The sequence below is a fragment of the Leptothrix sp. (in: b-proteobacteria) genome, assembly GCF_965250675.1.
Classification (GTDB): Bacteria; Pseudomonadota; Gammaproteobacteria; order Burkholderiales; family Burkholderiaceae_C; genus Sphaerotilus.
In genome coordinates this window covers 230,855-242,727 of the sequence record NZ_CBDFPH010000001.1, presented here as the reverse complement: position 1 = coordinate 242,727, position 11,873 = coordinate 230,855, and the positions used below count along the sequence as shown (strand labels likewise).

Sequence of the window (11,873 nt, the reverse complement as noted above, 5' to 3'; positions counted from 1 at the left end):
ATTCGATCTCCTCACCTGTTCACCGGAGCCACTCATGGGCAACAAGATTCAAACCGAAGCCGACCGCAAGGCCACTCCCCGTCCCCCCGCCCCCAAGGGCGTGTGCTTCACCGTTGGCCGTGGCCAAAAGTGCAGCCTGGAGCGTGGCGCGCACACGCGCAGCAAGAAGAACCCCGGCAAGCGCCCCTCCAAAGGCGGCTGACACCCGGTGGACGCAACCCGCTTCTGCAGCGGAGTTGCCCCCAGCAAGGCGGCCTTCAGGGCCGTCTTGTCGTTTGTGAACTGACACTTGTGCGCTCAAGCGCCTGCCCGCCATGCTCCGCATCACTGAACTGCGCCTGCCGCTCAACCACGCCGAGGACGCGCTGCGCCCGGCCATCGTGGCGCGGCTGGGCCTGCAAGACGATGCCGATCTGGCCGGCTTCACCGTCTTCAAGCGCGCCTACGACGCCCGCAAGAAAACGGCGGTGGTGCTGATCTACACGGTCGATTGCGAGCTGGCCGCAGGCGTCGATGAAGCCGCGCTGCTGGCCTTCTGGACCGGCGACATCCACATCAAGCCCAGCCCAGACACCACCTACCGGTTCGCGGGCCACGCGCCGGCGGATTTCTACGCCTCGGGCGAGCGGCTGCGCCCGCTGGTGATCGGCTTCGGCCCGTGCGGGCTGTTCGCGGCGCTGGTCCTGGCGCAGATGGGCCTCAAGCCCATCGTGCTGGAGCGCGGCACCCAGGTACGCGAGCGCACCAAGGACACCTGGGGCCTGTGGCGCCAGGGCGTGCTGACACCCGAGTCGAACGTGCAGTTCGGCGAGGGCGGCGCCGGCACCTTCAGCGACGGCAAGCTCTGGAGCCAGATCTCCGACCCACGCCACCTGACGCGCAAGGTGCTGACGGAGTTCGTCAAGGCCGGCGCGCCCGAGGAGATCCTGTACGTCAGCAAGCCGCACATCGGCACCTTCCGGCTGGTGAGCATGATCGAGAAGATGCGCGCCGACATCGAGGCGCTGGGCGGCGAGATCCGCTTCCAGCAGCGCGTGACGGACGTGCTGATCGAAGGCGTTGGCCACCAGAAAGCCATCCGGGGCGTGACGCTGGCCAGCGGCGAGCAGATCCGCGCCGACCACGTCGTGCTGGCGCTCGGCCACAGCGCGCGCGACACCTTCACCATGCTGCATGCGCGCGGCGTGATGATGGAGGCCAAGCCCTTCTCGATCGGCTACCGCATCGAGCACCCGCAAAGCGTGATCGACCGCGCCCGCTTCGGCCCGAACGCCGGCCACCCCATCCTGGGTGCGGCCGACTACAAGCTGGTGCACCACGCCAGCAACGGCCGCGCGGTCTACAGCTTCTGCATGTGCCCGGGCGGCACGGTGGTGGCGGCCACGTCGGAGCCCGAGCGCGTCGTCACCAACGGCATGAGCCAGTACAGCCGCAACGAGCGCAACGCCAATGCCGGCATCGTGGTGGGCATCAACCCGCAGGACTACCGGCAGGATGGATTGGCCGAAGGCCCCGTCAGCCCGCTCGACGGCATGGCCTTCCAGCGCCTGTGGGAGTCGCGCGCCTATGAACTGGGCGGCGGCGGCTACGTCGCGCCGGGCCAGCTGGTGGGCGACTTCATCAAGAACCAGCGCGGCCCGCGCTCGGGCCAGGCGTTTGGCAGCGTCATGCCGTCGTACAAGCCGGGCGTGAACCTGACTGACCTCAGCGAGCCCGGCCGCGAGAGCCTGCCGCGCTATGCCCTGGCCGCCATCCGCGAGGCGCTGCCGGCGTTCGAGCGCCAGATCAAGGGCTTCTCGATGGCCGACGCGGTGCTGACCGGCGTGGAGACGCGCACCTCGTCGCCGCTGCGCATCAACCGCGGCCGCGACCACCAGAGCCTGAACGTGCGCGGCCTCTACCCGGCGGGCGAAGGCGCGGGCTACGCCGGCGGCATCATGTCGGCGGGCGTGGACGGCATCGAGGTGGCCGAGTCGCTGGGCACGGCATTGCTGGGGACTCACCCAGCCTGAACGAAGCGGAATTGCGATTTTTTTAGATCCGGGAGTGTCGAGTTCTTCACGATTGACGCCCGACAAGGCGCCAGTTTTCTGCGGCGTGGCCGATATGCAGTGATCTCCCCTCGCTGGTCACGTGCCCCATGTCGAAATCCGCATCGCCGATCTCCCTCGAAGGCCCACGCCGTTGGGTGGCCTACCTGTTCCTCATCGCCAGCGTCTGGTACCTGAGCTGGCGCGCCGGCACGCTCAACCCGGAGACGCCGCTGCTCTCGGTCCTGCTGTATGGCGCCGAGTTGATGGGCTTTCTGACCGCCGCGCTCCACCTCTGGACCGGCTGGCGACTGAGTGATCGCCAGGCCGAACCGGCGCTGCAGGCGCGCACGGTGGACGTGTTCGTGCCGACGCGCGATGAATCGCCCGACCAGGTGCGCAAGACCCTGCTGGCCGCGCTGGCCCTGCACGGCCCGCACACCGTCTGGCTGATCGACGACGCCGAGCGCACCGCCATGGCCGAGCTGGCCGCCGATCTGGGCTGCCGCTATCTGGCACGGCTGGACCACGAACACGCCCGCGCCGGCAGCCTCAACCACGCGCTGGCGCACACCGAGGGCGAGCTGATCGCGATCTTCGACGCCGACCACGCCCCGCGACGCGACTTCCTGACCCAGACGCTGGGCTACTTCGACGACGCGCGCATCGGCTTCGTGCAGGCGGCGCAAGCCGCGCACGACGGCGGCGACTCCGCGAGCTGGGCCGCACCCGCGCTGTCATCGGCCATCCTGCAGCGGGGCCGCGACGCCTGGAACGCCGCCATCCTGGGCGGCAGCTGCGCCATCATCCGGCGCAGCGCGCTGGCGCAGGTCGGCGGCTTTGCCACCGGCACCCACGCTGAAGACCTGCACACCTCCATCCGGCTGCACGCGCAAGGCTGGCAGTCGGCGTTCCACGCCCAGCCGCTGGCCTTCAGCGTGGCGCCGGAATCCGTCGTGTCGGTGGTCAACCGCAACCGGCGCGCCAGTCGCGCCGCGCTGCAGGTCTGGCGCAACGAGAGCATCCTCACCCGCGCCGGGCTGACGCTGGCCCAGCGCCTGAGCTATCTGTCGGCCGTGCTGAGCCAGTTCGAAGGCTGGCGCAAGGGCATGTTCTACGTCGCCCCCGCGCTGGTGGTGCTGACCGGCGCGCTGCCGCTGGTGGCGTCCCTGCCCGACTTCCTGCTGCACTTCCTGCCCTGCAGCGTGCTGGGCCTGTGGCTGGCGGATGAACTGGGGCGCGGCCAACGGCGCGGCCTCGATGTCGAGCAAAGCCAGCTCGCGCTGTTTGCCGCCTCGGTCGGCTCGCGCACCCAGCCGGCGCTGCGCGCCCTGCTGAGCCTCAACCTGGGCACTGTGGCCGCAGCGGCGGTCATGCACTTCAACGGCGTGGGCCTGCCGCTCGAAGGCGCAGTGGCCGCCTCGGTCTGGGCCGCGCTCAACGGCGCGCTGGCCTGGACGGTGCTGCGCCGCACCACGCCGCGCCCGCGTCCCGAGCGCACCAGCCACCGCTTCCCGGTGCCACTGGCCGCCGAGCTGGAATGTCTCGACGGCGAGCGCCTGCAAGGCACCATCGACGACCTGTCCGAATCCGGCCTGCGCTTCTACGGCACGCTGCTGCCGTCGATGGCGGTCGGCCAGCACATCTGCGGCGAGCTGCACCTGCCCGACGGCCCGCTCGCCTTCTCGGGCGAAGTGCGCCACATGGGTGGCGAATCCGGCGCCGTGCACCGCCCGCGCAGCATCGGCTGCAGCATCGACACCTCGCACGCGGACCGCCAGCGGCTGGAGACCTTCCTCTACGGCTCCGACATCCAGTGGCAGGTTCAGGGCGACAGCCCGCAGGCCCACACGCTGCTGAGCCGCTGGCTGCCACAGTCGGTGGCCGGCCCGCAAGCCGCGCCGCTGACGCAGCGCCGCTGGAACGCCGCGCAACTGCGCCGCCACGTCCTGGCGCCCATGCTGCCCGCGCTGGTGGCAGCCCCCGACGAACAGCAGGACGACGATCTGATCGTCAGCTACATCCCGCTGCCCGAGAACCAGCCGCTGATCCTCAACGTCTTCCGCCGCATCACCGTGCCGTCACGCGGCGTGCTGCTGCACCGGGTCACGCAAGAGGCCGGCAGCACCACCGGGCTCTACACCTACCGCGTCGAAGCCACCGCCATGCCGGTCGTGCCCTACACCCACGAACCCATGCGCAACCCGGCCCTGCTGCTGGACGATCAGCCCAAGTGGGCCCTCAGCGCCAAGCCCACCCCGGCCCGCAGCTGGCGCGAGGACGCCGACGTCATCGACTACGTCTGACATTGTTCCGTTTGGGAGCCGCACGCTCCGGCACGTCAGCTACAGCGCCAGCGTGCGCTGGCTCTCGAAGCGGCGCGGCTGGCCGGTGACGGGGTCGGTGAACACGATCTCGCGCGCCAGCAGTTGCAGCGGCTGGCGGTAGTCGGGCGCAGCATCAGGCGCCGGCTCGGGCCACAGCAGCGGGTAGATGCGGTCACCGACGATGGGTAAACCGAGCGCATTCATGTGCGTGCGCAACTGGTGCTTCTGGCCGGTCAGCGGCGTGAGGCGGTAGTGCGCCAACGCGCCGCGCTGCGCGATCAGCTCGATGCGTGTCTCGGCGTTGGGCTCGCCCGGCACCTCGTGCATCTGCATGAAGGCCGCGCTTTCTTCCAGCCGGCTGCGGCGCACTGCGGGCAGCGCCACGTCGGCCCGCCACGGCGCGATGGCCTCGTAGACCTTGCGGACCTGCCGGTCGCGCAGCAGCGACTGGTAGGCGTGGCGCGTGGCGGGCTGCACGGTGAACAGCACCACGCCGGCGGTTTCGCGGTCGAGCCGGTGCATGGGCACCAGCGTGTCGAGGCCGAGCTGGCGCTTGAGCCGCACCAGCAGCGTCTCCTGCAGGTAGCGGCCCTTGGGCGTCATGGGCAGGAAGTGCGGCTTGTCGACGGCGATCAGGAACTCGTCCTGGAACAGCACCTCGGCCTCGAAGGGAATGCGCGGCTCGGGCGGCAGCGTGCGCCAGTACCAGAGCCGGGTGTGCGGCGGGAACGGCGCATCGGGCGCGAGTGGCCGGCCCTGGGCGTCGAACACCTCGCCCTGCGTCAGGCGCGCGTGCCAATCCGCCGCGCTGACGGCCGGCAGGCGCTCGGCCAGAAACTCGACCGCGCTGCGCCACGGCCCGGCGGGCGTGGCGACACAACTCGGGCCGACGCCGTCGCGAGTGGGCGGCGCCCAGGTCGGCTTGGGGCGGCTCATGATGGGTCGCTCGTCTTGATGGCATCGAGCCGCAGCGCGCGCTCCAGCCGCCAGGCCTCATCGGGCCGGGCCGGGTCGAACACCTGCGCCGCGCCGGTGGCGGTTTCCTGCAATTGGCTGTCGAGGGCGATGCGGTTGTCGAACACGAAGCACTCGCCCAGCCAGTCATGGCCAGCGTCCGGCAGGCTCTGGCAGTAGTTCAGGATGCCGTCCTGCAGCTGGTAGACCTCCAGCCCCAGGCTCTGCATCCACGGCGCGGTCTTGTCGCAGCGGATGCCGCCGGTGCAGTACATCGCCACGCGCTGGCCGGCGGCTTTCCAGGCGTCGGCGTGGGCGAGCACGTAGTCGGCGAAGTCGCGGAAGTTGTGCACCTGCGGGTCGACGGCGCCGCGGAAGTGGCCGAGCCGGTATTCGAAGCTGTTGCGGTTGTCGAGCACGACCACGCCGGGCTGGACGATCAGCTCGCGCCATTCGGCCGGGCTGAGGTGGCTGGGCGCCGCCGCTGTGCTGACGCCGGTCACACCCGGCAGGCCCAGCGCGACGATCTCGGGCTTGACCGAGACCTTGAGGCGCCCGAACGGCGATGTCACGCAGCCGCTGCGCTTGAAGACCATGCTGCTGAAGGCACCGGCGAAGGCCGCGTCACCCAGCAGCGCGGCCTCGAAAGCGGCCACCGCCGCCGCCTCACCCGCCACCACGCCGCTGAGGCCCTCGCCCGCCACGACGATGCTGCCCCTCAACGCCTGTGATTGCGCCAGCGCCCGAACGGCGTCCGCCACCGCAAGCGGATCGGCCAGGGGAACAAAACGGTAGAAGGCGCTGTGCAGCAAGTCGGTGGAAGGCATGGCGCGATTGTCGCAACTAGAGCCTTGCACCTAAAGATTGCTGCACTGCAGCAATCGGGCTTGCAAACCCGGCGCGCACCCCTATACTTCATTCCATGCTGCAGTGCAGCAATTCTGATCCGCAACGGATCTCATCCTTTCATCGGAGTTCTGCCATGTCCCTCACCCCTGAACAATTCGCCGCCGCCAACAAAGCTGCCATGGACAACCTGGTCGCGCTGACCCAACAAGCCTTCAAGGGCATGGAACAGCTGGTCGAGCTGAACATGCAAGCCGCCCGCACCTCGCTGGACGAGACCGTCGAGAAGGCCAAGGCCGCTGTCGGCATCAAGGACGCCCAGGAACTGCTGAACCTGCAGTCGACCCTGCTGCAACCCGCGCAGGAAAAGGCCGTGGCCTACGGCCGTCAGGTGGCGGACATCGCCGCCGCCACGCAAGCCGAAGTCAGCAAGCTGGCTGAAGCCCAGGTCAAGGCCGTGCAAGAGCAGTTCAGCGCGCTGGTCGAAAGCGCCACCAAGAACGCCCCGGCCGGCAGCGAAGGCGCTGTAGCCGCCGTCAAGACCGCGATGGCCAACACCACCGCCGCCTTCGACACCGTGCAAAAAGCCGCCAAGCAGGCCGTGACCGCCGCTGAAGCCAACTTCAAGAGCCTGTCGGCCACGGCAGAGCACACCGCGACGGCTGCAACCGAAGCCGTCAAGAAGGCCGCCAAGCGCGCCAGCTGATCGACACGTTGACACCGCTTCAGGGCCTGTGGCCCTGAACGACCCAGCCCGGCACTTGCCGGGCTTTTTTCATGCGCACACAACTGGATACGTCGGTTACGGCGTGAGGCCGTGGAGCCTGACGCGCAGCAATCGGGGCGAGGGAGGGAGCGCCAGCATGGTCGCAGCACCATGCCGGGCCGGGTTCAGGAGTTCCGCCCGGCAGGTGCACCCACTGATTCAGGAGCCCTGCCATGATCCCCATCGTCCAGACCGACGCCGCCGGTGTCCCCCGCTTCCTGCGCTTCGATGCGCCCGAGGCGCCCAGTGGCCTGATCACGCAAGCCCCCCAGATGGTCGCCCACGCCTTCCTGAAGCAGCGCGGCGACCTGCTGGCCCTCGCCCCGGCGACGCTGACCGCGCTGGACCAGCCGCCCGCCCAACAGCTGCAGGATGAGCTGGCCGGCCTGCGCGTGGTGGGCGAGAAGCGCGTGATGGACAGCATCACCGTCGCCTACGCGCAGACCTACTTCGGCCTGCCGGTGATCGGTGCCGGCGTCAGCGTCACGCTGCGCGACGCGCCGCTGGGCGTGCTGGCGGCGACCTCGACCGTGCGCCATGACATCACGGCGGAGCGGCCGGGCGCCGAACCGATCAAGCGCGCACGGGTGCTGACCGAGCGTGAGGTCGGCGCGCAGCTGGCCGGCACCGAGGTCGGGCTGGACCTGTCGGCAGAGGCACTGAATGCCACCGCAGGCGCCACCACCGCACCCATGACGAACGTGCCCGCCAACGCTCCTGCCGACATGCGCGTGAACGGCGCGCGGCTGGTGGTATTTCGCTACCTGGCAGCGCAGCGCCAGGGCGATCAGCACCCCAACGGGCCGTCCACGCCGGGCATAAACGAGGGCTTTGCCGAGACCCCGCTGCCCAGCCTGCCGCTGCCGCCTCTCTCGGCTGCCGTGGCCGAGGGCAGTCACCGCGTCGCCGTGGAGCTGTACTTCGCGCTGACCACACCGGCCTGGGGACGGCTCAACTGGGTGATGTATGTCGATGTCATCACGCTGGGCGTGCTGCAGCTCAAGCCGCTGGTCGACCACGCCGTGGCAGACGTCTTCCTGCGCGACCCCATCACCAAGGGCAGCGGCCTGACACCGGCGGCCACCATCGCGCAACTCAACCCGCTGCGCGACCCCGTCACGCTGGCCGGGCTGGTGGCGCCGGTGGCGGGCACGCAGGCGCTCTCGGGCGACCTGGTGCGGGTGGTGGACGCGGTGGCGCCCGCCGTGCCGGTGCCCACCACCACCTCGCCCTACCAGTTCAACTACGACACCCGCACCGACAACTTCGCCGCCGCCAACGCCTACTTCCAGTGCGACCGCTTCTTCCGCCTGGTGCGCGACCTGGGCTTTGCGCTGCCGGCCTACTTCGATGGCACCAGCTTCCCGGTTCAGGTCGACCATCGCGGCTTCGGCGGGCTGACCATCAACGCCCGCTGCCCGGGCGATGGCATGGGCGACGGCATCGGCACGCTGGAGTTCGCGCTGGCCGATCTCAGCGACACCGGCCACCCGCTGGGCATTGCCGCCGACTGGCGCGTGGTGCTGCACGAGCTGGGCGGCCACGGCATCCTGTGGGACCACGTCCGCTCGCCCAACTTCGGCTTTGCCCACAGCGCCGGCGACAGCTTCGCCGCCATCCTGAACGACCCCGGCACCGGCGCGCCCGACCGCTTCCTGACCTTCCCGTGGGTCAACATCGGCCGCCGCCATGACCGCGCGCCCGCCGCCGGCTGGGGCTGGGGCGGCGCCAACGATGTGGGCGGCTACAGCAGCGAACAGGTGCTCAGCACCACGCTGTTCCGCCTCTACCGCAGCCTGGGCGGCGACTCCGGCGCGCTGGCGCGGCGCGAGTTTGCCGCCGCCAGCACGATCTACCTGATCCTGCGCGCCGTCGGCCAGTTGACGCCCGCCACCAACCCCGGCAACGCGCTGGGCTTCGAGCAGCAGCTGGAGGTGGCGGACGGCTTTGTCTGGAGCCGCACCGCCCCGGCGCAGACCCATGCCGGCGGCGCCTACGCCAAGGTCATCCGCTGGGCCTTCGAGCAGCAAGGGCTGTTCAAGGCGCCCGGCGCGCCCAGCACCGCCCTTGGCGCGCCGCCGGCGGTGGACGTCTACATCGACGATGGCCGCCACGGCGAGTACCCCTTCCAGCCCGTGCACTGGAGTTGCACCGACATCTGGAATCGCCGCAGCCCCGGCGCGGCCGGCGGCGCACATCAGGAGCCGGTGGTCGGCGCCACCAACTACGCCTATGTGCGCATCAAGAACCGGGGCACCCAGGCCGCCACCGGCGTGCAGGTGCGCGGCTTCCACGCCCTGCCCGGCATCGGCCTGGTCTACCCGGACGACTGGGCGCCCATGACCACCCCGGTGCTGGCCGCCCCCAACTTGGCGGCCAACGACAGCACCGGCGTGGTGGTCGGCCCGTTCGAGTGGACGCCCTCGCAGGTCGGGCACGAGTGCATGTTCTTCAGCGTCTCGGCCAGCGGCGACGCCAGCCACATCGACGGCCGCATCACCGGCTCGATTCCGGAATGGCGGCTGGTGCCCTTCGACAACAACATCGGCCAGCGCAACGTCCACCCGGTGGCGCTGAGCCTGACGCGCCTGGAGCTGGCGCGGCGCCGCTTCTGGCTGCGCAACCCGTTCGACCACACCGTCAAGATCGAGCTGGCCGCCGCCCTGCCCGCCGTGCTGGCCGAGCGTGGCTGGACGCTGGACTTCGTCTCCGCCGGTGCGGCGCGCTTCGGCCTGGCACCGGGGCAGGTCAAGGAGATCGTCTTCGCCATGACACCGGGCAAGCCGCTGACCCGCGCCGACCTGCCCGCCGCTGCCGCCGGCCGCACGCTGGTGCTGAGCGCGCAGGCCGACGGCATTCCGCTCGGCGGCATGAGCTACGAGATCGACCCCGACTACGTCGACCCCAACCTGCCGGGCGCAGAACCGTGCCAACCCTGCCAGCCCTGCGGCCCGTGCGCGCCGGCCGGCGCGCCACTCGACCTGACCGCGCTGCTGAAGTGCCTGAAGGACAGCGGTGCCCACGTCGAAGGCGTTCGCCTGCGCCGGCTCAATGTCGACATCGTCTTCAAGGGTGACGACTGCTGCTGACCCCGGCGATTGACGTCCACAATGCCCCCGCCCGGATCGCGGGCGAGGGCATGAGGAACGACATGAAGCTGGCCATGGATGTGCATTTCGACGCCGAGGGCGCCACGGCCGCCGCCGTGGCGTTTGACGACTGGGACGCGGCCGAGCCGTTGAAGACCTACACCACGCGCATCGCGCCGGCGGCAGAGCCGGCCACCAAGCCGGCGCGCGGCGCGCTGAACCTGCGCGAGTTGCCCTGCCTGCTGCAACTGCTGCGCGAGCACGCGCTGGCGCCGGACGTCATCGTCATCGAAGGCTTCGTGCACCTGGACGCGCAGGAAACGCCCGGACTGGGCTGGCACCTGCATGCCGCGCTGGAGGGCAAGGTGCCGGTGATCGGCATCTCCAAGAAGGCCATGGCCGTGACACCCGCGCAGTTCGAGGTGGTGCGCGAGGAGGAGACCGCCCCGCTGGTAGTGACCTGCATCGGCATCGACCTCAGCTCGGCCAAGGCGCGGCTGCGCACCCTGCACGGCAAGCGCCGCGTGCCAACGCTGCTCAAGCGCGTGGCGCGGCTGGCCAAGGGCGGCGCGGGCGATTGACCGCCCCGCCCGACGCCCTCAGCGCTTCAGGATCACCAGCCCCTTGAGGTACTCGCCCTCGGGGAAGTAGAGCGTGGTCGGGTGGTCGCTGGCCGCTTCCAGGCGCTGCAGCAGGTAGCCGTCGAGGCTGGCATCCATGCCGGCGCCGGCCACGATCTTGTGGAACAGGTCGGCGCTGATGCCGCCCGAGCAGCTAAAGGTCAGCAGCAGCCCGCCGGGCGCCAGCAGCCGCAGCGCCAGCCGGTTGATGTCCTTGTAGGCACGCGCAGCACGGTCGGCGCTGGCAGCGTTGGGCGCGAACTTGGGCGGATCGAGCACGATGGCGTCGAAGGTCCGCCCGGCCAGCAGCATCTGGCGCAGCGTGGCGTTGACGTCGGCGTCCAGCGCGGTGTGGTGCGCGGCCTCGAAGCCGTTGAGCGTGACGTGGGCACCGGCCCGTGCCAGCGCGGGGGCCGATGAATCGACGCTGACCACTTCGGTGGCGCCCCCGGCCAACGCCGCGACCGAGAAGCCGCCGGTGTAGCTGTAGCAGTTGAGCACGCGCTTGCAATCGAACTGCCGCACCAGCCGGGCGAACAGCGCACGGTTGTCGCGCTGGTCAAGGTAGTAGCCGGTCTTGTGGCCTTCGGCGACGTCGAGCGTCAGGCGCCAGTCGTGTTCGGTCAGGGTGACTTCGGTCGAGCCCTCGCCGCGCAGCCAGCCGGTGGCCGGCTCCAGGCCTTCGAGCTGGCGCACGCCCACGTCCGAGCGTTCGTAGAGACGGCTGCAGCCGGTGGCGGCCAGCAGCGCGTCGGCGATCTCGGCCTTCCAGCGCTCGGTGCCGGCGCTGAGGAACTGGGCACTCAGGATGTCGTCGTAGCGGTCGACCACCAGGCCGGGCAGGCCGTCGGCCTCGCCGTGGACCAGCCGCACGCCATTGCTGGCCACCGCCAGGCGCTGGCGCATGGCCACGGCGGCCTGCACGCGCCGGGCGAAGAAGGCGGCGTCGATGCGCTCGGCCTCGTCGAAGCTCCAGGCGCGCACGCGGATCATCGACGTCGGGCTGAAGCTGCCCCAGGCCAGGAAGCGGCCGTCACTGGCCTCCACGCGTACGGTTTCGCCCGGGTCGGCACGGCCCCGGTCGATGCTGCCCTGGAACACCCAGGGGTGGCCGCGCAGCAGTGAGCGCTCCTTGCCTTCACGCAGACGTATGTTTTTCATGCGCTGGATTGTCGCCGCGCAGCCGTCGTCGACTCTTTCTTGCACAACGACGCATTTCACGGGCCAAATCAATACGATCT

At 70.2% G+C, this 11,873-nt stretch carries 9 protein-coding genes; 6 read left to right on the top strand and 3 right to left on the bottom strand.

From position 1 onward, the window contains the following. Positions 1-34 precede the first annotated feature (34 nt). The 3 genes from AC5IG3_RS00865 to AC5IG3_RS00855 all read left to right on the top strand — a co-directional run bounded on the left by AC5IG3_RS00865 (position 35) and on the right by AC5IG3_RS00855 (position 4,336). Positions 35-202 (top strand): hypothetical protein, encoded by a 168-nt coding sequence (locus AC5IG3_RS00865; RefSeq protein ID WP_491896927.1) that lies wholly within the window; start codon positions 35-37, stop codon positions 200-202. 112 nt (positions 203-314) lie between these two features. Continuing rightward, positions 315-2,012, top strand: coding sequence for an NAD(P)/FAD-dependent oxidoreductase (locus AC5IG3_RS00860; RefSeq protein WP_491896926.1), 1,698 nt, complete (start codon positions 315-317; stop codon positions 2,010-2,012). 128 nt (positions 2,013-2,140) lie between these two features. Further along, positions 2,141-4,336 carry a glycosyltransferase gene (locus tag AC5IG3_RS00855; RefSeq protein WP_491896925.1) on the top strand — a complete coding sequence of 732 codons (2,196 nt, stop codon included), beginning with the start codon at positions 2,141-2,143 and terminating at the stop codon, positions 4,334-4,336. 39 nt (positions 4,337-4,375) lie between these two features. Here AC5IG3_RS00855 and AC5IG3_RS00850 read toward each other — a convergent pair whose 3' ends face one another. After that, entirely contained in the window at positions 4,376-5,293 is a 918-nt protein-coding gene (locus AC5IG3_RS00850) for a pseudouridine synthase (RefSeq protein ID WP_491896924.1), read from the bottom strand. Beyond that, positions 5,290-6,138: an oxygen-dependent tRNA uridine(34) hydroxylase TrhO gene (trhO, locus tag AC5IG3_RS00845; protein WP_491896923.1), complete on the bottom strand. Its 849-nt coding sequence runs from the start codon at positions 6,136-6,138 to the stop codon at positions 5,290-5,292. The genes AC5IG3_RS00850 and trhO overlap by 4 nt, the downstream gene beginning before the upstream one ends. Positions 6,139-6,293: 155 nt before the next feature. Between trhO and AC5IG3_RS00840 the strand changes: the two genes are divergently transcribed. The 3 genes from AC5IG3_RS00840 to AC5IG3_RS00830 all read left to right on the top strand — a co-directional run bounded on the left by AC5IG3_RS00840 (position 6,294) and on the right by AC5IG3_RS00830 (position 10,593). Next, positions 6,294-6,863, top strand: coding sequence for a phasin family protein (locus AC5IG3_RS00840; protein WP_491896922.1), 570 nt, complete (start codon positions 6,294-6,296; stop codon positions 6,861-6,863). A 233-nt stretch (positions 6,864-7,096) separates the two neighbouring features. Then, positions 7,097-10,012 carry a hypothetical protein gene (locus AC5IG3_RS00835; RefSeq protein WP_491896921.1) on the top strand — a complete coding sequence of 972 codons (2,916 nt, stop codon included), beginning with the start codon at positions 7,097-7,099 and terminating at the stop codon, positions 10,010-10,012. A 62-nt stretch (positions 10,013-10,074) separates the two neighbouring features. Beyond that, positions 10,075-10,593 carry an endonuclease V gene (locus AC5IG3_RS00830; RefSeq protein ID WP_491896920.1) on the top strand — a complete coding sequence of 173 codons (519 nt, stop codon included), beginning with the start codon at positions 10,075-10,077 and terminating at the stop codon, positions 10,591-10,593. Positions 10,594-10,611: 18 nt separating this feature from the next. Here AC5IG3_RS00830 and AC5IG3_RS00825 read toward each other — a convergent pair whose 3' ends face one another. After that, complete coding sequence (locus AC5IG3_RS00825; RefSeq protein WP_491896919.1) at positions 10,612-11,793, bottom strand: class I SAM-dependent rRNA methyltransferase; 1,182 nt, start codon at positions 11,791-11,793, stop codon at positions 10,612-10,614. Positions 11,794-11,873: the final 80 nt, after the last annotated feature.

Bases quoted from the DNA above. Each gene is read 5' to 3' on its own strand.
- AC5IG3_RS00830 (WP_491896920.1), top strand. From the start codon at position 10,075: ATGAAGCTGGCCATGGATGTGCATTTCGACGCCGAGGGCGCCACGGCC.
- AC5IG3_RS00865 (WP_491896927.1), top strand. From the start codon at position 35: ATGGGCAACAAGATTCAAACCGAAGCCGACCGCAAGGCCACTCCCCGT.
- AC5IG3_RS00840 (WP_491896922.1), top strand. From the start codon at position 6,294: ATGTCCCTCACCCCTGAACAATTCGCCGCCGCCAACAAAGCTGCCATG.
- AC5IG3_RS00850 (WP_491896924.1), bottom strand. From the start codon at position 5,293: ATGAGCCGCCCCAAGCCGACCTGGGCGCCGCCCACTCGCGACGGCGTC.
- AC5IG3_RS00855 (WP_491896925.1), top strand. From the start codon at position 2,141: ATGTCGAAATCCGCATCGCCGATCTCCCTCGAAGGCCCACGCCGTTGG.
- AC5IG3_RS00835 (WP_491896921.1), top strand. From the start codon at position 7,097: ATGATCCCCATCGTCCAGACCGACGCCGCCGGTGTCCCCCGCTTCCTG.
- trhO (WP_491896923.1), bottom strand. From the start codon at position 6,138: ATGCCTTCCACCGACTTGCTGCACAGCGCCTTCTACCGTTTTGTTCCC.
- AC5IG3_RS00825 (WP_491896919.1), bottom strand. From the start codon at position 11,793: ATGAAAAACATACGTCTGCGTGAAGGCAAGGAGCGCTCACTGCTGCGC.
- AC5IG3_RS00860 (WP_491896926.1), top strand. From the start codon at position 315: ATGCTCCGCATCACTGAACTGCGCCTGCCGCTCAACCACGCCGAGGAC.